Source organism: Pseudomonas sp. 5Ae-yellow, assembly GCF_014077575.1.
Lineage (GTDB): Bacteria > Pseudomonadota > Gammaproteobacteria > Pseudomonadales > Pseudomonadaceae > Halopseudomonas > Halopseudomonas neustonica.
This window is the reverse complement of sequence record NZ_JACGWE010000012.1, coordinates 37,520-58,607: the sequence shown is the minus strand read 5'-3', so window position 1 is coordinate 58,607 and position 21,088 is coordinate 37,520. Positions and strand designations below refer to the sequence as shown.

The window sequence follows — 21,088 nt, the reverse complement described above, 5'->3', positions numbered from 1 at the left end:
TCACCCCGTTGTCGGCAGCGCCCATACTTCGATGTTATTGCTGCGCTCTACCCTGTAGCTACTGACCGCAGGGATCGCAGCGGCCAGCCCCAGTTGCTGCAATTGCGCCATGACTGCCTGCGCATGCGCTGACGGGAGCGTTGCCAGTAGATCTGCCGCGCGCTGCAGCACAAATAGCAGATAAGGCTCGACGCCGACTTCGACGGGGGCACCCTGATATTCAGTTTCAACCAGTCCGACCTGCCGCACCTGTGGCTTGTCGGTAACCGGCTCACCCTGCGCTGGCTGCCGGCGCGCTACCCAGGCATCAAGAAAGGCGAGCTTATCCGTCAACTCGGGGAATATATCTGCCGCGATATGCCGCAATACAGGCTCCAGCGTTGGCGGTATCTCGTCATGCGGCCAGAATTCAGCCAGGCAGTCGGGATAATCGACTAAATCCAGTCCAGGTGCCGTCATGCGCTCTACCCAGCGGTACACTCTTGGCGCACGTTTCTTCATGATGCCAGCAGGCACCGGATCACGCCCCAAATGCGCAAACATCGGGCCGATCAGGCCGTAATCGGCAATGGAAGGACGACCACCCAATAGATAAGGCAACTCGGCAAAATGCGCGTCGAGTAAATCCAGCAGCGTCTCAAAGGACTGCTCGATCAAGGCAACGCTGTCAGGATTGACGCCCAGACGCGGCAGATAGGAGTTCATTCGCCCCATGATTTTCTCTGCCATGACGGCGCCTGAACTACTTGCAAAGGCATGGCGCAGAAAGGCTTCCTGCTGCTCGCGGTAGGACCAGCGATAGTGCATCGCCTGCTTGAGCATCGCCTGACCACCGTAATACTCAATGATCACCGCCAGACTATGCTGCAACGGTGTACTCGGGTATGCCGGATAAGGGACGCCCTGCCCCTCAAAAAAGTCGATGATATCGATGGTGTCCTGAATCACGCGGCCGTCTGGCGTTTCCAGCACCGGTATGATGCCCCGACCGATCTGCGGCAGAATGCGGGTGGCAAAGTCCGGGTGCGACGGCGACACTTCAACATAGTCAATGCCCTGATTACGCAGATAACACCGCGCCTTGCCGGTATACAGTGAATGCGGCGAGCCATAAAGCGTATAGGGAGTGTGTTCGTTAGGCATGTAGTGTCCATTGTTATTTGAGCGAGCAGACTAGAAAACGATCCTGGAAAACTATCGGGGTTGCACGGCAATCACAACCCCTCAAGTATGAAACCGCTTCAGGCCTGACACTCAAGCAATGGGCAGCTAGCCTTCCAGCCTGACTTGACGCAGGCATGTTGCCGTCAGCACTGCGGCACTGGCCATGATGACCGCGCCGATCAGCGAATTAACATGCAGAGCCGAGGCAAAGCCGTCCTGCACTACGATCAACAGCGCTTGCGCGGTGTCGGGTGGTAGCTGCTTGATCACTGCCAGCGCGCCACCCAGGGTATCGCTGGCAATCTCTATCTGATCAGGCGTCAGACCGTCAGGCAGCCGCGCCGCCATGTACTGCTGATAGATGACCGCGCCGACGCTACCAATAACCGCGATACCCAACGCCATGCCCAGTTCGGCAGCGGTCTCGGAGGTTGCAGCCGCCGCGCCCGCTTTGGCCGGCGGTACCGAGCTCACCACAAGATCGGTACCCATAATCATCACCGGCATGATACCCACACCAAGCAGCATGGTACCCAGCGCCATCAACGCGACGCCATCGCGACCCTGCACCAGCAGCAAGACACAAAATCCAATAACCGATACGCACAAACCAAGACTCGTGAATACAGAGGGCTTTAGCTTGCGTGACAAGCTGGGCACCACCAGTGAAGCAGCCGTTTGCAAAATAGCCGCGGGCAACATGACCAGCCCGGCTTCCAGTGCGCTCAAGCCAGCAACCCCTTGCAGGTACTGGAAAATCATCAGCCAGGCGCCGGAAAGCGCAAAAATAGCCATCAGCATGGCAAAAATAGACACCGTAAAGGCGCGCCGACTAAAGAGCGTCAAATCCAGCATGGGATCGGGCAATCGGCTTTGACGACGGGTAAACACAGTACCCACCACTAGACCTAGTACTACGGCGAGCAATGCCCCCAGATTAAGCCCATCGCGAGCAGTATCCTTAAGCCCATAAATCACCAACAGCAGCGCCACAATGCATAGCAGCGCGCTGACCACGTCCAACCGCCCTGCGTTCTCGTCCCGGCACTCGGGCAATAAAAACGGCCCCATCAACAGCAGCAATGCCATCACCGGCACGCCAAGCAAAAACACCGAGCCCCACCAGAAAAACTCCAGCATCACGCCGCCCACCAGTGGACCTATGGCACTCCCAACAATAAACCCTGTCATCCACACCGTAATAGCCAGCGTGCGCTCGCGCTCGACATGAAACATGTTGCGAATCAAGGACAGGGTAGACGGCATCAAGGTCGCGCCTGCGATGCCCAACAAAGCACGGGTGATAATCAAGGAAGTAGCAGAACTTGCGAACGCAGCCGCCACCGATGCCACGCCGAATGCCAGCGCGCCGGCTAGCAGCAAGCGCCGACGGCCGATGCGATCGCCCAGCGTGCCCATGGTGATCAAAAAGCCGGCAACCATGAAGCCGTATATATCCAGAATCCACAGTAACTCTGAGCTACTTGGTTGCAGGTCGGCACTCAGCCGAGGCGCCGCCAGATGCAACACCGTCATGTCCAGCGCCAGCAACAGAGTCGGCAGCACCAAGACAGCCAGACCCAGCCACTCACGGCGGCTGGCGGGTTGCTCGGCGTACGAATCAATTTGCTGTGCGGTGGTCATGTTTAAGCGTCCTTTTTCGAGCGCCTCTTATACCGCCAGCACCCGTCACCAGCAAGGTACAGTTGCCAACTTGCTTTACAGAACAGATTGGCGGTATCTGATGTCATTATGGGCGCCTTCTCTGGCGCTGCCTGATGACCCCCGCGCGCCAAACAGGTATCATGTCCGGCTTTATTCCGTCCATCCAACAGAAGCCGAGAACCCATGTCCAGCAACGCCCCATCTCGCCAGATCCTCGTTACCAGCGCCCTGCCCTATGCCAACGGTTCGATCCATCTGGGGCACATGCTTGAGTACATTCAGACTGACATCTGGGTTCGCTTCCAGAAACTGCGCGGTAATCAGGCAGTTTACGTCTGCGCCGATGATGCCCATGGCTCCGCCATCATGTTGCGCGCCGAGAAGGAAGGGATTACCTCTGAGCAGTTGATCGACAACGTCAAGGCCGAGCACACCGCTGACTTTGCCGACTTTTTGGTCAATTTCGACAATTATCACTCGACTCATTCGCAGGAGAACAAATACTTCTCCGAGCTGATCTATGGCCGCTTGAAAGAGGCAGGCCACATCAGCACGCGTTCAGTGACGCAGTATTTCGATCCAGAGAAAAAGATGTTTCTGGCCGATCGCTTCATCAAGGGCACCTGCCCCAAGTGCAGCGCAGAAGACCAGTACGGCGACAACTGCGAGAAATGCGGTGCCACGTACGAGCCGACCGAGCTGAAAGACCCGCGCTCTGCTATCTCGGGCGCCACGCCAGTATTGAAGGATTCCAAGCACTTCTTCTTCCGTCTGCAAGACTTCAGCGACATGCTCAAGCAGTGGACGCGCAGCGGCACCCTGCAGGAAGCCGTTGCCAACAAGATCGCCGAGTGGCTCGACAGCGGCCTGCACGAGTGGGATATCAGCCGTGATGCGCCCTACTTCGGCTTCGAGATCCCTGACGAGCCCGGCAAGTATTTTTACGTCTGGCTGGACGCGCCCATTGGCTACATGGCCAGTTTCAAGAACCTGTGCGAGCGTCGCCCTGAACTGAGTTTTGATGCCTTCTGGAATGCCGATTCCAGCGCCGAGCTGTATCACTTTATCGGCAAGGACATCGTTAACTTCCACACCCTGTTCTGGCCGGCCATGCTGGAAGGTGCAGGTTTCCGCAAGCCTACGGCAGTCAACGTACACGGCTACCTGACGGTGAACGGGCAGAAGATGTCCAAGTCGCGCGGCACCTTTATCAAGGCCCGTACTTATCTGGATCATCTGTCCCCGGAATACCTGCGTTACTACTACGCGGCCAAGCTGGGCCGTGGTGTAGAAGACCTTGACCTGAACCTTGACGACTTTATTCAGAAGGTCAACTCCGACCTGGTCGGCAAGGTGGTAAACATCGCCAGTCGTTGCGCGGGCTTTATTCAAAAGGGCAATGCCGGCGTGATGGTCGATGCCAACCCAGCCCCTGAACTGACCGCGGCTTTTTCCGCCGGCGCACCGCTGATTGCCGACGCTTACGAGAAGCGCGATTTCTCCCGCGCCATGCGCGAAATAATGGGCCTGGCTGACAAGGCCAATGCCTGGATTGCAGACAAGGCGCCCTGGTCGCTGAACAAGCAGGAAGGCAAACACGACGAAGTCCAGGCCATCTGCTCGCTCGGCGTGAACCTGTTCCGTCAATTGATCATCTTCCTCAAGCCGGTACTACCGCATCTCGCTGCCGACGCTGAGGCCTTCCTGAATGTCGCACCGCTGCGCTGGGACGATCACCAGAATCTGCTGGCCGATCATCAGCTGAACGCCTTCAAGCCGCTGATGGCACGCATTGAACCGGCTAAAATTGAAGCCATGATCGATGCCTCCAAGGAAGACCTCGTCGCGGCCGAAGCCACGGCTGCGCCTGCGGGCAACGGCGAGCTGACGAAAGAGCCGCTGGAAGCCGAGATCAAGTTTGATGCCTTCGCCGCCGTTGACCTGCGCGTAGCCCTGATCGAGAAGGCCGAGTTCGTTGAAGGTGCCGACAAGCTGCTGCGCCTTTCGCTGGATATCGGCGACGCCAAGCGCAACGTGTTCTCGGGCATCAAGAGCGCCTATCCTGACCCGAGCAAACTGGAAGGCCGCCATACCCTGTACGTTGCCAACCTGGCGCCGCGCAAGATGAAGTTTGGCGTATCGGAAGGCATGGTGCTGGCAGCGGGCCCCGGTGGCGAAGATATCTTCCTGCTGAGCCCCGATGAAGGCGCCAAGCCAGGGCAGCGCGTCAAGTAATTCAATAGTGCGACAAGCATAAACAGAGGCGGTCTGCAGACCGCCCGGATTAGCCGGAATCAGGCGCAGCTGCCATTAGAGCGGCTCGCCGAGCATTCCACACATGGGGTTGGGGAACATGGCTGAATTTGCCCTCATTCTGGTCAGTACCATTCTGGTCAACAACTTTGTGCTGGTGCAGTTTCTCGGCCTCTGTCCGTTTATGGGCGTCTCCGGCAAGCTGGAAACCGCTATTGGTATGTCGGCGGCGACCACCTTCGTGCTCACGCTGGCCTCCATCCTCAGCTACCTGACGTTTCAGTACATTCTGGTCCCGCTGGACCTGGAATTTCTGCGCACCATTTCCTTCATTCTGGTGATCGCGGTGGTGGTGCAGTTCACCGAGATGGTGGTGCACAAGACCAGCCCCCTGCTGTACCGCGTCCTGGGTATCTTTCTGCCGCTGATCACCACCAACTGCGCGGTACTGGGCGTCGCTCTGCTGAACACTAACCGCGCCGAACAGACCTTTATGAAATCGGCGACTTACGGTCTGGGCGCGGCAATTGGCTTCTCAATGATCCTGATTCTGTTTGCCGGCCTGCGTGAGCGCATCGCCATTGCCGACGTGCCCACGCCCTTTCGCGGCGCCGCCATCGGCATGATCACAGCCGGCCTGATGTCCCTTGCCTTTATGGGCTTCACCGGCTTGATAAGGTTGTAAGCATGTCGATGATTCTCACTGCTGTCTTGGTACTGCTGGGCCTGGCGCTGATATTCGGCGCCATCCTGGGTTACGCCGCCATTCGCTTCAAGGTCGAGGGCGATCCCATCGTTGACCAGATCAACGAACTGCTGCCACAAACCCAGTGCGGCCAATGCGGCCATCCGGGGTGCAAGCCTTACGCCGAAGGCATTGCCAACGGCGAGCCAATCAACAAGTGCCCGCCCGGCGGCGAATCGACCATTCAGGCGCTGGCTGATCTGCTCGACGTCGAGGTATTGCCGCTGGATGCCGAACACGGCGAAGAAAAGCCCAAGATGGTTGCCTATATCCGTGAAGCTGAATGCATTGGCTGCACCAAATGCATTCAGGCCTGCCCGGTCGATGCGATTCTCGGCGCGGCCAAGCAAATGCATACGGTGATCACCGATGAATGCACTGGTTGCGACCTCTGCGTTGAGCCCTGTCCGGTTGACTGTATCGATATGCTGCCGTTGCCGACGACCCCACAAAACTGGAAGTGGGACTTCCCACTGCCCGGCCCCGCCGTTATTGCCACCGACGCCCAGCGAGGGGCCGCCTGATGACCGCTGCCAGCCCCATCCGTATCTGGGATATTCCCGGCGGTATTCACCCGGAAGAGAACAAGCACCAGTCGACCGCGCACGGTATCGAATCGGTGCCGCTACCCAGCCAGTTGATCCTGCCGCTGCAACAGCATCTGGGTGCTCGCGCCGAACCGACGGTCGAAATCGGCGAGCGGGTACTCAAGGGCCAACTGATTGCCGAGGCCAGCGGGATGATCAGTTGCCCGCTGCATGCGCCCACCTCCGGCACAGTGACCGCGATTGGGCCCGCGCCCTACCCGCACGCCTCAGGCCTTGAGGAATGGGCTATTACTCTTGACGTGGATGGCCAGGATCAGTGGTGTGAACTCAGCCCAATGAGTGATTACCAGAGCCTGGAGCCCGCGACCCTGCTGGAAGTTATCCGTCAGGCAGGCATCAGCGGCCTGGGCGGTGCGGGCTTCCCGACCTCGGTCAAACTCAAGGCGCGCCCCGAGCAGAAAATTCATACGCTGATCGTTAATGGCACCGAGTGTGAGCCTTACATCACGGCCGACGACAGTGCCATGCGTTACCACGCCGAGCAGATCGTTGCGGGTATCGAGATACTTCAGCATATTCTGCACCCAGAGCAGGTGTTGATCGGCATTGAGGACAACAAGCCAGAGGCCATCGCAGCGATGCGCAAGGCCGTTGGCGCGCGCGACAGCATGCAGGTCGTGGTCTTCCCGACCAAATACCCCTCTGGCGGTGAGAAGCAACTGATCCAGATACTGACAGGTAAAGAGGTGCCCAGTGGCGGCCTACCGGCCGACATCGGCATGGTCTGCCAAAACATAGGCACCCTGCTGGCGATCCACGATGCCGTATTGCTGGGCCAGCCGCTGATCAAGCGCATTACCACCCTGACCGGCGACGCCCTCAATCACCCCACCAACGTGGAAGCATTGATTGGTACGCGCATCAGCCACCTGCTTGAATTTGCCGGGTTGCAGCCTGAGCGCCTGTATCGGCTAGTGATGGGCGGCCCCATGATGGGCTTCACCCTGCAAAGCATGGCTGCGCCCATCATTAAAACCAGCAACTGCCTGCTGGCTGGCACCCAGGAGGAATTACCTCCGCCGCCACCGGCTCAGCCATGCATTCGCTGCGGCCTATGCGCCGAGGCATGCCCAGCAGAGCTGCTGCCGCAGCAGTTGCACTTTTTTGCATTGGGCAAAGAGTACGATCAGCTCAAGCGGCAGAATTTGTTTGATTGCATTGAGTGCGGCGCTTGCTCTTACGTTTGCCCCAGCAGTATCCCGCTGGTGCAGTACTACCGCGCAGCCAAGTCTGATATCCGTGCGCTGGATCTGCAGCAGCACAAATCTGATCACTCCAAGCAACGCTTTGAGCATCGTCAGGAACGTCTGCAGCGTGAAGCCGAACAGAAAGAACGTGACCGTCAGGCTCGCGCCGAAAAAGCAGCACGATTGAAAGCCGCCAAGGAAGCCGAGGCGGCCAAGCCTAGCGCAACGGAAAATGATAGCTCGGCAGAACCTGATGTCGCCCGCCTGCAAGCGCAGAAACCCAGCGGCCTGAGTCCAGAACAGAAGCAAGCCAAGATTGCCGCCGCCACCGCACAGATGGCGCTAAAGAAAGCGCAAAAACAACTGGCAGCCAACCCGGACAACACCGACTTGCAAGCGCAAATCCCGACCCTGGAACAAGCCGCGCGCGATGCTCAAACAGCGTTCGACCAGGTACAGGGCGACCTTGCCACCCAGCCTGCGGCTGAGCCCGCTGCCGGCGCGGATGATGCCAAGAAGCTTAAAATCGAGGCTGCAATGCTGCGCGCCAACCTGAAGAAGGCCGAGCGCGCAGCCGGTGATACCCCGAGCGCAGAGCAGCAGGCAGAAATCGACAAGTTGCGCTCAGAAGCCGAAGCAGCTGATGCCCGCGTGCCTGCCGCCGCGACCTCGAAAAAGCCCGTCGATGAGAATCTGAAAAAAGCCAAGCTGGATCTGGCTATGGCGCGCGCAGCAGTCAAGAAGACCGAGCGAGAAATAGACAGCGCCCCTGATGACGCGAATCTAAAAGCGCAGCTTGCAGCCCAGCAGCAGGTTTTCAACGCCGCTGAAAAAGCGCTGCATGAGGCCGAAAGCAACAGCCCGATTCCGCCCCCCGAGCGCAACAAGGTCGACAAGAAGCCGGTGGACGAAACCCTGCGCGAGCTGAAAACCAACCTGGCCACCACTAAAGCTGATTTCAAGCGGGCCGAGCGAGAGCTGCAGGCCGCTATAGATGCTGAAACCGACACCGCCCCGGCACAGGACCAGCTAACGGCTACCCGCGCCAAACTCGACGCGGCAGCCAAAGCCTTCGCCGAATATATGGCTAGCAAGGAGACCAACTGATGGCGCTGGTTCGTATGACATCGCCGCACGCCAAGGGCAACAACCACACCCAGACCATTATGCTCTGGGTATTGGCTGCAACCCTGCCCGGCGTGCTGGCCATGACCTGGTTTTTCGGTTTTGGCACCCTGATCAATATCTGCTTTGCCAGCCTGGTTGCGCTTGCGGTGGAAAGCCTGATCCTGTGGGTTCGTAAACGCCCAATCAGTTTCTATCTGCGCGACGGCAGCGCGCTGGTGACTGCCTGGCTGCTGGCCCTTGCGCTGCCGCCCTATGCGCCCTGGTGGTTGACGCTGGTTGCCACCGCCTTTGCCATTATCTTCGGCAAGCAATTGTACGGCGGCCTTGGTCAGAACCCGTTCAATCCGGCCATGCTGGGTTACGCAGTGGTACTGGTATCTTTTCCGGTAGAAATGACCAGTTGGCCCGCCTGGCGCGGCATTGAAGCGGTACTGCCCAATGTCCAGGCCACCCTGGGCTTGTTTGATGGGCTGGCGCGTATCTTCTTGCCCGCGACCCAGGCCATCGACGGCTGGACCCTCGCCACGCCTCTGGATGTGGTTAAAACTAATACCAGCCTGACCATGGCGGAGTTGCAAGCGAGCAAGCCGGTATTCGGTAGCTTGGCCGGACATGGCTGGGAATGGGTCAGCCTGGCTTATTTGGCTGGCGGCATTGCCCTGCTCTACAAGCGAATTTATACCTGGCATGCGCCGGTCGGCATGTTGGGTGCGCTGGCCATCATGAGTCTGCTGTTCTGGAATGGCAGCGGTTCAGACTCCAATGGCTCACCGCTGTTTCATTTGCTCAGCGGGGCCAGCATGCTTGGCGCCTTCTTTATCGTCACTGACCCGGTCTCCGGCGCCACCAGTAAACAGGGCCGCCTGATCTTCGGTGCTGGCGTGGGGACTCTGGTGTATTGCATTCGAGCCTGGGGTGGCTACCCCGACGCGGTCGCCTTCGCGGTGCTACTGATGAACCTGGCTGCGCCGACCATTGACTACTACAGCACCCCCCGCACCTATGGTCATCGCAAGGCCAAGCGCGGCATGGGCAAAACGGACTGAGCATGGATAATCCAACCACTACCCGCAGCTCGGTATTGCGCAACAGCATCATTCTCGGACTGTTCGCCATGGCGACCGTCGGTATGATCGCAATTACCCAACAGGGCACCGCCGAACGCATCAGCGAAGCCCAACGCCGGGTGCAGCTGAGCGCCCTGAACGAGATTCTTCCGCATGAGCAGCACGATAACGATCTGCTCGCCGACAGCTTCAGCGTTGATGATTATCCCCATCTGCGCCTTGGCGCTGCCCATGACGCCTATCGCGCCAAACGAGACGGCAAGGTCGTCGCGGTGATACTGCCGGTCGTCGCGCCCGAGGGTTACAGTGGCCGTATTGATCTGTTGGTCGGTATCTATGCTGACGGCTCTGTGGCTGGCGTGCGCGCCGTCAATCACCGTGAGACACCCGGGCTGGGCGACAAGATCGAGACTGGCAAAAGTCAGTGGATACTGGAGTTCAAGGGTAAAAGCTTGAGCATGCCGGTACCCGAGAACTGGGCGGTGAAAAAAGACGGCGGTAAGTTCGATCAGTTCACCGGCGCGACCATCACCCCGCGGGCCGTGGTCAAAGCGGTTTACCAAAGCCTGGAATACTTTGCAGAACACCGGCGCAGCCTGCTGCAACTACCCGCTGAGGAGCCCGACAATGGCAACTAAAACGCTCTCCGAGATAACCGCTGATGGCCTATGGCATAACAATCCGGGCCTGGTACAACTGCTCGGGCTATGCCCGCTGCTGGGCGTCAGTAGTTCAGTGGTCAACGCGCTGGGGCTAGGACTGGCGACCATGCTGGTACTAACCGGCTCCAACCTGGCGGTGTCGCTGATCCGCAGCGCCGTAACCGATGCCGTGCGCCTGCCTGCCTTTGTGATGATTATCGCCGCGCTGACTACCTGTATTGAGCTCTTGATGCAGGCATTTACCTACGAGCTGTATCAGATACTCGGCATCTTTATTCCGCTGATCGTCACCAACTGCGTGATTCTGGGCCGCGCCGATGCCTTTGCGTCAAAAAACGCGATTCTACCGTCGCTGGTCGATGGTTTCATGATGAGCTTGGGCTTTGCATTGGTATTGGTCGTATTGGGTGGTCTGCGCGAGCTGGTAGGCCATGGCACCCTGTTCGCGGGCATGGATCTGCTGCTGGGGCCAATGGCGGCAAACTGGAAACTGGTTATCTTCGCGAATTACACCGATGTGCTTTTTGTTATTTTACCGCCCGGCGCCTTTCTATTCATGGGCCTGTTGATCGCGCTGAAGAATGTGATCGACGCCAAGGTCAAGGCGCGTGCGGAAGCGCGCTTTAGCAAACCAGCCGCTGGCAGCAAGCGCGTGCGGGTTACCGGCACCATCAGCTAAGGCGGCAAGCAGGCTATGAACAAGGAAAAACGCTTTGAGATCTTCCGCCGCCTGCGTGAAGACAACCCGCACCCGACGACCGAGCTTAACTTCAGCTCGCCGTTCGAACTGCTGGTCGCAGTCACCCTCTCGGCGCAGGCAACCGATGTCGGTGTCAACAAGGCTACCGCCAAGCTCTTTCCGGTCGCCAATACGCCAGAGGCGATCTACGCGCTGGGGGTTGACGGCCTATCCGAGTACATCAAGACGATTGGCCTGTTCAACAGCAAGGCACGCAACGTAATCGCCGCCTGCAAAATGCTGATTGAGCTGCACCACAGTGAAGTTCCCGACGACCGGGAGGCGCTGGAGGCGCTACCTGGCGTGGGACGCAAAACAGCCAATGTAGTCCTCAATACGGCCTTTGGTCACCCTGCTATGGCAGTGGATACGCATATTTTTCGCGTGAGCAATCGCACCGGTATTGCGCCGGGGAAAAACGTGCTCGAAGTGGAAAAAAAACTGATGCGCCATGTGCCCAGGGAGTTCCTGGTAGACGCTCATCACTGGTTGATTCTGCACGGCAGATACGTCTGCAAAGCACGCACGCCGCAGTGCGGTAGCTGCCGCATCGAAGACCTGTGCGACTACAAAGAGAAGACCTCGGACTGAAGGTTCGAGGTCTTTTTGCTTTTTTAATAAAAAAAAACTATTTCCGCAAAACCCCTACTCCGTTTATAAGGTGCGCAAATGGCATCTTCATTGTGGAGTTGAGTCATGGCTAAAGCGAAAACCGATATCGAACTGGACGATGATGACTTCATCGAAGAGGACGACACCCCAGATACCGACAGCGCGCCCAATTCCAAGGCGAGCCTTACCAAACGTCGCTTGATCGACAATTACCTCGAGGAACGCCGCCTGCAGCGTGAGCTGACCGAATTCGACTTTGACTAACGCGATAGCACTGCCCTGACCGCTATGATAGTAGCTGGCCGGTCAGGGCAGTGCCGAGCGTTTATCCTTCGTCGTGTAAAAACCGATCAAGACGCTGCTTGAGCATAGCGTTTTCAGCTCTTAGTTCATTCAACTCATCAAGCATCTCCAGCACCAACGGCATATCGGACCACTCGACCGCCAGTTGATGATGCAAGCGATCAGCCTTGCTAACCAGGCTCATGGCAATATGGCTAAAACGCCACTCCTCCCGCCGGACGCCCGCTTCAGGCCGGAGCACGCCCTGCTCAACCAGATCGACTATCTGCGCTTCACTAATGCTCACGCACTGGCAAAGCTCGTCAAAACTTACGTATACGCTGCTCATGATTCTTTACTCCAGTCGGCCCTGGGATCGAATGCCGCTTGCTCTGCCAGCTCGGTCCAGAGCTGCTGCATACGCTCATTGTGCTGCTGCGGCATGACCACCTTGAGCACGGCAAAAAGATCACCACTACCCTGTTTTCCAGTCAGACCCTTACCCTTGATTCGCAACCGCTGCCCGCTCTGGCTGTTTGGCTTGATCGTCAGCTGAATTTTACCGCTCAGGGTAGGTACCGTTACCTTGGCGCCCAGCGCCGCTTCCCAAGGGGCCAAGGGTACCGTCAGAATCAGGTTACGCCCTTCCACATCAAACATCGGATGCGGGACCAATCGAATATGCAGATAAAGATCACCTGCCGGCGCCTGGCCCATGCCGGGTGATCCCTGGCCCTTGAGTCGAATCCGCTCGCCATCCGCAACGCCGGCGGGAATCTTGACCTTCAGCGATTTCTGTAACACCTGCGGCTGACCGCGTTCATCAACGTACTGCAGGTTGAAACTGACCGGCTTGCTGATCTCGGCCAGCGTTTCTTCTAGAAACACCGGCAGTTCGATCTCAACATCCTGGCCCTTGCGGGCAAAGGGATCCGCCGCGCCTCGGCCAAAACCACCTCCACCTGCTCCGCCAAACATGGAGCTGAAAAAGTCGGCAAAATCAGCGTCCGACTGGCCGCCACCGCCATAACCGGCATCAGCGTTACCTTGATAACGCTGGCGCTGCTCTCGAGCCTGGCAGAGGTCATCGTATTCCGCACGCTTGTTGGCGTCGTGCAGTACTTCATAGGCCTCAGCAACTTCCTTGAACTTTTCTTCCGCCTCAGGATGCTTACTGACATCCGGATGATACTGCCTGGCCAACTTACGGTAGGCCGTCTTGATCGCCTTGTCGTCGGCCTGACGATCCACACCGAGTACGCTGTAATAATCCTTGAAATCCATATGCAGTCCTGTCTTTTGCTGGCGTCACTGACTAATCAGACGACCGCGACACCCAGGGTGCCGAACTACCAGCATAGCGGAATTGGGCAGCAACCAAGTCACTGATCGCGTGATACCCATTGCTGATAGAAACGGCAACGGCGCGCAGGAACAAGGCAATTGAGCTTACCTATCAAGGCTATGGGATTTTCGCGCTTGCGTCATCCATTCGAAACGCTAATATATGCAATTACGAATCATTAACATTTAAATATTTGTCTGAGGTGTTCCATGTTGAAAACCATGACCTTTGCCTGCATGCACTTCTCCATCGCCTTTGGCGTGGTTTACTTGATGACGGGTAGCGTATTGCTGGGTGGCGCTGTCGCATTGGTAGAGCCAGCGGTGAATACCGTTGCGTTCTACTTTCACGAGAAGATATGGAAGCGTCATGAGCGTCGCAAACAAACAGAGTTGCAGCCGCTCTCGCCGATTCTTCAGGCCTGACAGAGTGTTAAGTAAAAGCCTCGAGAACAGGCACTGATAGCGTATTTTCGACCGTAGTCAAAAATCTTGCAGCCCGCAAAAATGGAACTTTACCCCCCTTTTGAGGGTATATTGCAGCGACTCCTCAGGAAAAGTAGACGATCGCCATTATGCCCCGAAAGACGATACGAATTTGCACCGGATTGCTTTTTGCCATCGCCTTCACGGCTCAGGCTGAACAATTTGACTACCCGGAAACCAATCCTTTTATGGCCACGGTTGCCGGCACTCCGAATGAACTTAAAGTACCTGTTCCTGATGAGGTCGACGTTCAGCAGGACGATCTTGCCGTTCGCGTATTACCGGACAGAAAGTTGCCCCCCGCGCTATCCAATTACCGCGATCTGCATTTCCGTGTCGCCTGGCATGATGAGCCCGCACCGCTTATCTTCCTGATTGCTGGCACCGGCTCTGGCTACGACAGCTCGCGTATGGACTATCTCAAGCGACTATTCTGGCAAGCTGGCATGCACGTTATTGTCTTGTCTTCGCCAACCAATCATGACTTTATCGCAGCAGCGTCCAATAGCGGCATGCCGGGGATGGGCGCTGAGGACGCGCGTGACCTGCATACTGCCATGAGCATGGCCTTGGATAAGGCGCAGGATGAAAAGGGCTTCGAAGTCACCGAGTATCGCTTGGCCGGCTTCAGCTTGGGCGCGTTGAATGCCGCCTTCGTTGCCGAGCTTGATACCCATTTGGGGCAATTCAACTTCAGCAAGGTGCTGCTGCTCAATCCACCGGTCGATCTTTACGCCTCGGTAGGCCGGCTCGACGATTTGTCCTACACCCGTATCCCCGGCGTAAGCGACAACGACAGCTTCTACGAGCATATTTTCCAAAAGCTCTCACGCCACTTTGCGCAGCGCGGCAACAGCGATATTCAAGCCAACCTGTTCTATGAAATACAGAACTCACCCGAGGCGCTATCAGATCCAGAGCTCGCCATGCTGGTTGGCGCCGTGTTTCGCTTCTCAGCAGCGGATCTGAGCTTTATGAGCGACCTGATCAATCACGGCGGACGCTACGTACCAGCCGATAAGGAATTGAAGGTCAGCACCTCACTGACGCCTTACCTGCGCCGCGCGTTGTTTTGTGATTTTTCCTGCTACATCAATACCCAGCTGTGGCCAGCGTGGGAGGCACTGAATGCCGGGCGCACCATCGACGAGATGGCCTACGAAACCAGTTTGCGCAGCTTGCAGGCTTTCCTGCACGACAGTCCCAACATCGCCGCAGTCAGCAACGCTGATGACCTTATATTGACCCAAAACGACTACAGATTTTTGGCCGACACCTTCGGTGAGCGTGCCTACCTTTATCCGCACGGAGGACATGGCGGTAATCTCGACTATCCGCAGGTTGCCGAACGTTATATGGACTTTCTGCAGGGAGACGCACAATGAACCCGGTCTATTGGATAAGCGGCCTGTTCGGCTGTATTTTTTTCACCGGCACCGTCCTGGCCGACGCGCCAAACGAGTACGTCAATTACAGTGACAGCGGGCATGAGCTCGACTTCCCTGCTTACCATGATCCGCTTGATGAACTGGATATTGATAAGAGTGAAACGCGCTACCAATTCGAGCGCTCGAGTCTTCGCGCACTGAATGTGCAAGACCCGCTGGAAGGTATGAACCGTCGTATTTATCGCTTTAACGCACAATTCGACCAGCATGTTTATCTGCCGGTTGTACGCACCTATGTGTGGGCTACACCCAAGGTCGCGCGAAAAGGCGTTTCCAATTTTTTCAATAACTTGAAAGACATTCCTCACCTTGGAAATAGCCTGCTGCAGGGTAAGTTCCAGCGCAGTGCAGAGACCACAGCAAGGCTGTTGTTCAACAGTATTCTGGGGATTGGCGGGATTTTTGATGTGGCCAACAGTATGGGCCTACCGCAGCAACCAGAGGACTTTGGACAAACACTCGGCGTTTACGGCGTGCCGCCTGGCCCCTATCTGGTGATCCCGTTTCTCGGCCCTTCATCGCTGCGCGACGGCACGGGTAAAGTCGTGGACTGGGCGATTGAAGACAATGTTAACTACATGAACAACCGTGATTTCATGAACGACTATCAGGCAACCTGGGGTATATGGGCTATTGATCTGCGCTATCAGACACCCTTCCGCTATGGTGCACTCGACAGCCCATTCGAGTATGACCAGGTGCGCTACCTGTACACCAAGTTACGTGAGTTTCAGGTCGACAACTAAACAGATGGCGGGCGGCTCACTCTGGGTCGCCCGACACCCTCAGCCCACGCGAAAAATGATGTGATCTTCCCAATCATCATCATCTACACTGCCCTCTTTGAGCATTTGGCCAGATAACGAAATACCCGCCTTGTGTACGGCGTTACGGTCACCGCAAATCAAATGGTGCCATGGCGGCAAGTCCGTTCCTTCAGACACCAGACGATAGCCGCACGTTGGCGGCAGCCAGGCAAAATCGCTGGCAGCCCCCGGCGTTAGCTGGATACAGTCTGGAACTTTCAATTGGCGATTAGGGTAGTCGCTGCACTGGCAACTTTGGTGATCTAGCAGTTTGCAGGCAATGCGGGTGTAATAAAATGTCTGCGGCTCGTCTTCATCTTCCAACTTCTGCAAACAACACAAGCCGCAGCCGTCACACAGCGACTCCCATTCCTGCTGATCCATTTCAGTCAGCTTTTTACGTTGCCAGAACGGCAGTACGCGCATCGCCATAGCTCAACCCTCCTCGGCCAACACATCCTGCAACCAGTCAAGCAAACGGTTCAGGTCAAATGGGAAGTCCAGCTCCGCGCCGGTATCCTCACGACGCAGTACCGGAATGCGCAACTGATACCGCGTCATCAGCTCCTCGGCGTCCACAATATCCACCTCGCGCACCTGAAGGCCATTGGCTTTCAGGGGGGCAAGCTCAGCCATCGCGGCATCGCACAGATGGCAGGCGCTGGTGCCATAAAGAGTAAGACGGATCATGCCGGGGGGCCGCTCGCAGTTAATCACAAAGGGTCGCTATTCTACCCGGTTGACGCGCGCCTGCCGACCTCTAACGAGGGTGCCGCGAGATCAATTGCAACCTTGGCAGTCGAGTGCGCATCCCACATACTCGGCACACTACAACGGAGATCATTATGGATTGGGAAACACTGCTGTGCCGGGAACGTTTGGGTAAGCCTCTAGCCAGCGCCGACGAGTTAGGCCGCACACCGTTCCACAAGGACCATGATCGCGTTATCTTCTCTGGCGCTTTCCGCCGGCTAGGCAAGAAAACCCAGGTGCACCCGGTTTCCAGTAACGACCACATTCACACTCGTCTTACCCATAGCCTTGAAGTTGGCTGCGTAGGTCGCTCTTTGGGCATGCGCGTCGGTGAAATGCTGCGCAGCGAGCTACCAGACTGGTGCGAGCCCGCCGATCTGGGTGCGATAGTCCAGGCGGCCTGCCTGGCGCATGATATTGGTAACCCGCCCTACGGCCACTCCGGCGAGGATGCCATCCGCCACTGGTTCCACCAGGCAGCCCAAGGCGGTCTGCTTGATCAGTTGAGTGAGGCAGAGCGTCAGGATTTTCTGCACTTTGAGGGTAACGCCCAGGGCTTCCGCGTTTTAACCCAGATTGAGTACCACCAGGCTGATGGCGGCATGCGCCTGACTTACGCAACGCTAGGCGCTTATCTGAAATATCCCTGGACAGCGCAGCATGCCGATAGCCAGGGCTACAAAAAACACAAGTTTGGCTGCTACCAGGCCGAGTATCCGCTGCTGCAGCAAATCGCCGACAAGCTCGGCCTGCCCTCCCAGGGCGAGCAGAGCTGGAGCCGCCACCCGCTGGTCTATCTGGTCGAGGCGGCTGACGACATTTGCTATGGCTTGATTGACCTGGAAGACGGCCTGGAAATGGATCTGCTCGCCTATTCAGAGGTCGAAAAGGTTCTGCTCGATCTCGTGGGCGATGATGTGCCCGAGACCTACCGCCAACTTGGCCCCGAAGATTCCCAGCGCCGTCGCTTGGCAATACTGCGTGGCAAGGCGATTGAGCATCTGGTAAACGCTGCCGCCGAGGCGTTCATCGAGCAGCAACCAGCGTTACTGGCTGGCGACCTGAAAGGTGATCTGGTTGAGCATATGCACGGAGCAGCAAGACGCTGCGTGTTGGACGCCAAGCAGATGGCGCGCAAACGCATCTTTCAGGACAAGCGCAAAACGGTGGTCGAGATCGGCGCCTACAGCACACTGGAAACCTTGCTGAACGCGTTTTGCGGCGCAGTCAGCGAGCTGCATGCCGGCCAGAACCTGAGCTTCAAGCACCAGCGCATACTGGACCTGCTGGGACATACCATTCCACAAGCGGATTGGGATCCCTACCGCAGTTACCTGAGAGTGGTCGATTTTATCGCTGGCATGACCGATCTTTACGCCGCCGACCTGGCAACCCGTATTCGCGGTATCAATCAGCCCTGACAAAGCAGTTGTGCAAGCTCCGCCGCGCTAGCGCGCCAGTAACGCGGCAATCACCATAACCAGCATAAAACACAGGCTTTTCCAGAATAGCAGCGGGTTACGTTCCATCAGCGGTGGTCGCGTTCTATTGAAATAGGCCTGGCTGGGCTGACGCAGATCAAACACAAACTCCGAGAGCGCTTCGTAGCGTTTGTTGGGGTTGGGCTGCAGGGCACGTTTGAGCACCTCGTCTATCCAAGCCGGAATCTCTCGCTCATCGTGCAGGACCGTCTGATACATCAGTTTGTTCTGCGCTGCACGCGTGCGTGCTTTGGCCACTTGGGCGCCGTAAGGTAATTTCCCGGTGAGCATCTGGTAGGTGATAACCGCCAATGAAAACAGGTCAGAGCGTGGCGTGCCGCTGTCACCGATAAAGTACTCGGGCGCGGAGTACTGAACGGTGCCCAGCATCTGTTCGGGCAGTATCTGGGAGCTCATTTCCATCAGTCCGGCCACGCGGGTAGCGCCAAAATCGATGATTTTCACGGTGCCCGTATTATCTATCATGATGTTGTCGGGGCGCAGATCCTGGTGCAACATTTCCATCCGGTGAAAGGCCTGCAGTCCTCTGGCGATCTGCTCGACGATCCCGCGCACCTGCTCCAGGCTCGGCGCAGGATTATCGACCATCCACTGGCGCAGCGTCTGTCCCTCGATATATTCGGTAGCCACATAGAGAAAATTCCGCTGCCTCTCGATACGGCAAGGCTTGAGCACATGCGGACTGTTTAACCGGCGGGCAATCCACTCCTCTAGCATGAAGCGCTCCCGATACGCCGCATCAGCGCCCAGATCAATAGAGGGGGTCTTCAAAATCACCTGCTCGCCGCTCTCCTGATCCACTGCGAGATACACATGACTGCGGCTGCTGGCCTGTACTTCGCGCATGATGCGATAGCCGTCAAACAGTTCGCGCGCTTCAAGCAAAGGAGGTAGCGGCAGGTTGCCAAGCAGCTGATCAGTCAACCAGTCAGCAGCGGTGTCGCGTGTTGGCAGACCGTCTACACGCACCACTTGAACAGTGAGGTTATCGTCGCTACCGCGCGCCAAAGCTTCTGCCACAATCAATTTGGTCGCGAGCTCCAGGTCTGCATGCTGCTCGGCAATGGTCTGAGCAATAAAGGCTACACTGACAAATTCGTAGACACCGTCGGTTGCCAATACAAAGGTATCGCCCTGCGTCACCGGCAGGGCCTGGTAGTCAAGTTCCAGCTGCTGCCTGGCACCCAGCGCACGTGCCAGCTGGCTTTGCTGCTGCGACACCCATAAGCGATGATCCTGCGTGAGCTGCTCCAGCCCGCCGCCTGCCATGCGATAGATGCGCGCATCGCCAACGTGAAACAGGTAGGCTGTGGCCGCTTTTAAAATAAGCGCGCTAAAAGTACAAACGTAACCGCGATCAGCGTCATAGCGATACTGGCTTTGTCGCGTCTGGGCATACAGCCAGGAATTGGTGGCCATCAGCACGCGCTGCGCTGACTGCTTTACGCTCCAGGCCTCGGAGGTGCAGTAGTAGTCTGCCAGAAACCCCGTTACCGCGGCTTCACTGGCGACCTGGCTCAGACTGCTGCTGCTGATACCATCAGCCAGAGCAATGGCAATACCCTTGGTACTTAGCTGGGGCTCGGCCGGAACCCACGCGCCGTGAAAGTCCTGATTCAGGTCTTTCACGCCCTTGTCCGAATGCTGCCCCACACTCACTGAGAGCTGTTTATACATGCGTTATACACTCAAAAACCCCGACGCCGCCGGGGTAGTCACAGAGTAGCGAGCGCGTTAGAGCACGCGCTTGGGAGCGGTGCGCACGTGGGTGGTATAGAGCGTAAGACCGGTAAAGGCCAGACCGCCGACCAGGTTACCTAGCGCGGTGGGGATCTCGTTCCAGATCATGTAATCCATGACCGAGAAATCTCCGCCCATGATCATCGCTGAGGGAAACAGAAACATGTTGACCACCGAGTGCTCAAAGCCCATGTAAAAGAACAACATGATCGGCATCCACATGGCAATCACCTTGCCACTGACCGAGGTAGAAATCATAGCCCCTACCACGCCCATGGATACCATCCAGTTGCAAAGCATCCCGCGCAGAAAAATGGTCAGCCAGCCAGCGATACCATACTCAGCGTACCCCAGAGTCCGAGCTTCACCGATGTGCGAAATTTTTTCGCCAATCGCGCCCGGATCGGTGGAGAAACCGTAGGTATAAACAAAGGCCATCATCAAAGCCACGGTGAGCGCGCCAGCAAAGTTGCCGACAAACACCAATCCCCAATTGCGCAGCAGGCCGCCCATGGTCACACCAGGGCGCTTATCGAGCAGCGCGAGGGGCACCAACATGAAGACCCCAGTCAGCAGGTCAAAGCCCATCAGGTAGAGCATCACAAAACCCACCGGGAACAAAATGGCACCGATCAGCGGGTTCCCCGTCTGTACCGTAATGGCAATCGCAAATACCGCCGCCAGTGCCAGAATGGCACCGGCCATGAATGAGCGGATCAAGGTATCGCGTGTGGACATGAAAACCTTGGACTCACCCGCATCCACCATCTTGGTGACAAACTCGGCAGGAACTAAATAAGACATGACGTGACTCTCTCTGTACTCAATCGTTTAAGGTGGCTGACGTGCGTATCAGGCAGCAGCGCGCCAGTACTGCTGGTTCGGCCAGCCGAAACC

21 protein-coding genes are annotated in these 21,088 nt (G+C 57.1%); 13 read left to right on the top strand and 8 right to left on the bottom strand.

The window, feature by feature from the left end:
- Both H4J77_RS09665 and H4J77_RS09660 read right to left on the bottom strand, forming a co-directional pair.
- Nucleotides 1-1,143, bottom strand: a complete 1,143-nt coding sequence (locus tag H4J77_RS09665; protein WP_182248100.1) for a glutathione S-transferase family protein — start codon at nt 1,141-1,143, stop codon at nt 1-3.
- Between the two features lie 126 nt (nt 1,144-1,269).
- Nucleotides 1,270-2,808 (bottom strand): MFS transporter, encoded by a 1,539-nt coding sequence (locus tag H4J77_RS09660; protein ID WP_182248098.1) that lies wholly within the window; start codon nt 2,806-2,808, stop codon nt 1,270-1,272.
- 204 nt (nt 2,809-3,012) lie between these two features.
- Here H4J77_RS09660 and metG point away from each other — a divergent pair, with 204 nt between their 5' ends.
- From metG to H4J77_RS09615, 9 genes are all read left to right on the top strand, one after another.
- Entirely contained in the window at nt 3,013-5,064 is a 2,052-nt protein-coding gene (gene metG, locus H4J77_RS09655; RefSeq protein ID WP_182248096.1) for a methionine--tRNA ligase, read from the top strand.
- Between the two features lie 118 nt (nt 5,065-5,182).
- Complete coding sequence (gene rsxA / locus H4J77_RS09650) at nt 5,183-5,767, top strand: electron transport complex subunit RsxA (protein WP_083726308.1); 585 nt, start codon at nt 5,183-5,185, stop codon at nt 5,765-5,767.
- A gap of 2 nt (nt 5,768-5,769) precedes the next feature.
- The gene (rsxB, locus tag H4J77_RS09645) at nt 5,770-6,351 is read left to right on the top strand and encodes an electron transport complex subunit RsxB (RefSeq protein ID WP_123890927.1); all 582 of its coding nucleotides are present in this window, start codon (nt 5,770-5,772) and stop codon (nt 6,349-6,351) included.
- The gene (gene rsxC / locus H4J77_RS09640) at nt 6,351-8,729 is read left to right on the top strand and encodes an electron transport complex subunit RsxC (RefSeq protein ID WP_182248094.1); all 2,379 of its coding nucleotides are present in this window, start codon (nt 6,351-6,353) and stop codon (nt 8,727-8,729) included. Before rsxB ends, rsxC begins: the two co-directional genes overlap by 1 nt.
- Nucleotides 8,729-9,796: an electron transport complex subunit RsxD gene (gene rsxD, locus H4J77_RS09635; protein ID WP_182248092.1), complete on the top strand. Its 1,068-nt coding sequence runs from the start codon at nt 8,729-8,731 to the stop codon at nt 9,794-9,796. The genes rsxC and rsxD overlap by 1 nt, the downstream gene beginning before the upstream one ends.
- Nucleotides 9,797-9,798: 2 nt before the next feature.
- Nucleotides 9,799-10,455, top strand: a complete 657-nt coding sequence (gene rsxG, locus H4J77_RS09630) for an electron transport complex subunit RsxG (RefSeq protein ID WP_182248090.1) — start codon at nt 9,799-9,801, stop codon at nt 10,453-10,455.
- On the top strand, nt 10,445-11,158 hold the full coding sequence (locus H4J77_RS09625; RefSeq protein WP_182248088.1) for an electron transport complex subunit E: 714 nt from the start codon (nt 10,445-10,447) through the stop codon (nt 11,156-11,158). Before rsxG ends, H4J77_RS09625 begins: the two co-directional genes overlap by 11 nt.
- A 15-nt stretch (nt 11,159-11,173) precedes the next feature.
- Nucleotides 11,174-11,809 (top strand): endonuclease III, encoded by a 636-nt coding sequence (gene nth, locus H4J77_RS09620; protein WP_123890932.1) that lies wholly within the window; start codon nt 11,174-11,176, stop codon nt 11,807-11,809.
- 105 nt (nt 11,810-11,914) lie between these two features.
- Nucleotides 11,915-12,094, top strand: a complete 180-nt coding sequence (locus H4J77_RS09615; RefSeq protein WP_123890933.1) for a PA3496 family putative envelope integrity protein — start codon at nt 11,915-11,917, stop codon at nt 12,092-12,094.
- Nucleotides 12,095-12,155: 61 nt separating this feature from the next.
- On the opposite strand, the gene H4J77_RS09610 is transcribed toward H4J77_RS09615, so the two are convergent.
- Together H4J77_RS09610 and cbpA are read right to left on the bottom strand one after the other, a co-directional pair.
- Nucleotides 12,156-12,461 (bottom strand): chaperone modulator CbpM, encoded by a 306-nt coding sequence (locus H4J77_RS09610; protein ID WP_123890934.1) that lies wholly within the window; start codon nt 12,459-12,461, stop codon nt 12,156-12,158.
- On the bottom strand, nt 12,458-13,396 hold the full coding sequence (gene cbpA, locus H4J77_RS09605) for a curved DNA-binding protein (RefSeq protein ID WP_123890935.1): 939 nt from the start codon (nt 13,394-13,396) through the stop codon (nt 12,458-12,460). Before cbpA ends, H4J77_RS09610 begins: the two co-directional genes overlap by 4 nt.
- A gap of 270 nt (nt 13,397-13,666) precedes the next feature.
- Here cbpA and H4J77_RS09600 point away from each other — a divergent pair, with 270 nt between their 5' ends.
- The 3 genes from H4J77_RS09600 (at nt 13,667) to H4J77_RS09590 (ending at nt 16,136) form a co-directional block, all read left to right on the top strand.
- Nucleotides 13,667-13,882 (top strand): DUF2061 domain-containing protein, encoded by a 216-nt coding sequence (locus H4J77_RS09600; RefSeq protein WP_182248086.1) that lies wholly within the window; start codon nt 13,667-13,669, stop codon nt 13,880-13,882.
- 149 nt (nt 13,883-14,031) lie between these two features.
- Nucleotides 14,032-15,327, top strand: a complete 1,296-nt coding sequence (locus tag H4J77_RS09595) for a serine/threonine protein kinase (protein ID WP_182248084.1) — start codon at nt 14,032-14,034, stop codon at nt 15,325-15,327.
- Nucleotides 15,324-16,136, top strand: a complete 813-nt coding sequence (locus H4J77_RS09590; protein WP_123890938.1) for a VacJ family lipoprotein — start codon at nt 15,324-15,326, stop codon at nt 16,134-16,136. Before H4J77_RS09595 ends, H4J77_RS09590 begins: the two co-directional genes overlap by 4 nt.
- Nucleotides 16,137-16,175: 39 nt before the next feature.
- Here the strand turns inward: H4J77_RS09590 and H4J77_RS09585 are convergent, their stop codons facing one another.
- Together H4J77_RS09585 and H4J77_RS09580 are read right to left on the bottom strand one after the other, a co-directional pair.
- Nucleotides 16,176-16,628, bottom strand: a complete 453-nt coding sequence (locus tag H4J77_RS09585) for a YcgN family cysteine cluster protein (protein WP_123890939.1) — start codon at nt 16,626-16,628, stop codon at nt 16,176-16,178.
- A 3-nt stretch (nt 16,629-16,631) separates the two neighbouring features.
- Nucleotides 16,632-16,886, bottom strand: coding sequence for a glutaredoxin family protein (locus H4J77_RS09580; protein ID WP_123890940.1), 255 nt, complete (start codon nt 16,884-16,886; stop codon nt 16,632-16,634).
- A 155-nt stretch (nt 16,887-17,041) separates the two neighbouring features.
- Here H4J77_RS09580 and H4J77_RS09575 point away from each other — a divergent pair, with 155 nt between their 5' ends.
- Entirely contained in the window at nt 17,042-18,370 is a 1,329-nt protein-coding gene (locus H4J77_RS09575) for a deoxyguanosinetriphosphate triphosphohydrolase (RefSeq protein WP_123890941.1), read from the top strand.
- Nucleotides 18,371-18,397: 27 nt separating this feature from the next.
- On the opposite strand, the gene H4J77_RS09570 is transcribed toward H4J77_RS09575, so the two are convergent.
- Both H4J77_RS09570 and H4J77_RS09565 read right to left on the bottom strand, forming a co-directional pair.
- Nucleotides 18,398-20,128 carry a bifunctional protein-serine/threonine kinase/phosphatase gene (locus tag H4J77_RS09570; protein ID WP_123890942.1) on the bottom strand — a complete coding sequence of 577 codons (1,731 nt, stop codon included), beginning with the start codon at nt 20,126-20,128 and terminating at the stop codon, nt 18,398-18,400.
- 57 nt (nt 20,129-20,185) lie between these two features.
- The gene (locus tag H4J77_RS09565) at nt 20,186-20,995 is read right to left on the bottom strand and encodes a formate/nitrite transporter family protein (RefSeq protein ID WP_123890943.1); all 810 of its coding nucleotides are present in this window, start codon (nt 20,993-20,995) and stop codon (nt 20,186-20,188) included.
- Nucleotides 20,996-21,088 lie beyond the last annotated feature (93 nt).

Bases quoted from the DNA above. Each gene is read 5' to 3' on its own strand.
- H4J77_RS09665 (WP_182248100.1), bottom strand. From the start codon at position 1,143: ATGCCTAACGAACACACTCCCTATACGCTTTATGGCTCGCCGCATTCA.
- H4J77_RS09660 (WP_182248098.1), bottom strand. From the start codon at position 2,808: ATGACCACCGCACAGCAAATTGATTCGTACGCCGAGCAACCCGCCAGC.
- metG (WP_182248096.1), top strand. From the start codon at position 3,013: ATGTCCAGCAACGCCCCATCTCGCCAGATCCTCGTTACCAGCGCCCTG.
- rsxA (WP_083726308.1), top strand. From the start codon at position 5,183: ATGGCTGAATTTGCCCTCATTCTGGTCAGTACCATTCTGGTCAACAAC.
- rsxB (WP_123890927.1), top strand. From the start codon at position 5,770: ATGTCGATGATTCTCACTGCTGTCTTGGTACTGCTGGGCCTGGCGCTG.
- rsxC (WP_182248094.1), top strand. From the start codon at position 6,351: ATGACCGCTGCCAGCCCCATCCGTATCTGGGATATTCCCGGCGGTATT.
- rsxD (WP_182248092.1), top strand. From the start codon at position 8,729: ATGGCGCTGGTTCGTATGACATCGCCGCACGCCAAGGGCAACAACCAC.
- rsxG (WP_182248090.1), top strand. From the start codon at position 9,799: ATGGATAATCCAACCACTACCCGCAGCTCGGTATTGCGCAACAGCATC.
- H4J77_RS09625 (WP_182248088.1), top strand. From the start codon at position 10,445: ATGGCAACTAAAACGCTCTCCGAGATAACCGCTGATGGCCTATGGCAT.
- nth (WP_123890932.1), top strand. From the start codon at position 11,174: ATGAACAAGGAAAAACGCTTTGAGATCTTCCGCCGCCTGCGTGAAGAC.
- H4J77_RS09615 (WP_123890933.1), top strand. From the start codon at position 11,915: ATGGCTAAAGCGAAAACCGATATCGAACTGGACGATGATGACTTCATC.
- H4J77_RS09610 (WP_123890934.1), bottom strand. From the start codon at position 12,461: ATGAGCAGCGTATACGTAAGTTTTGACGAGCTTTGCCAGTGCGTGAGC.
- cbpA (WP_123890935.1), bottom strand. From the start codon at position 13,396: ATGGATTTCAAGGATTATTACAGCGTACTCGGTGTGGATCGTCAGGCC.
- H4J77_RS09600 (WP_182248086.1), top strand. From the start codon at position 13,667: ATGTTGAAAACCATGACCTTTGCCTGCATGCACTTCTCCATCGCCTTT.
- H4J77_RS09595 (WP_182248084.1), top strand. From the start codon at position 14,032: ATGCCCCGAAAGACGATACGAATTTGCACCGGATTGCTTTTTGCCATC.
- H4J77_RS09590 (WP_123890938.1), top strand. From the start codon at position 15,324: ATGAACCCGGTCTATTGGATAAGCGGCCTGTTCGGCTGTATTTTTTTC.
- H4J77_RS09585 (WP_123890939.1), bottom strand. From the start codon at position 16,628: ATGGCGATGCGCGTACTGCCGTTCTGGCAACGTAAAAAGCTGACTGAA.
- H4J77_RS09580 (WP_123890940.1), bottom strand. From the start codon at position 16,886: ATGATCCGTCTTACTCTTTATGGCACCAGCGCCTGCCATCTGTGCGAT.
- H4J77_RS09575 (WP_123890941.1), top strand. From the start codon at position 17,042: ATGGATTGGGAAACACTGCTGTGCCGGGAACGTTTGGGTAAGCCTCTA.
- H4J77_RS09570 (WP_123890942.1), bottom strand. From the start codon at position 20,128: ATGTATAAACAGCTCTCAGTGAGTGTGGGGCAGCATTCGGACAAGGGC.
- H4J77_RS09565 (WP_123890943.1), bottom strand. From the start codon at position 20,995: ATGTCTTATTTAGTTCCTGCCGAGTTTGTCACCAAGATGGTGGATGCG.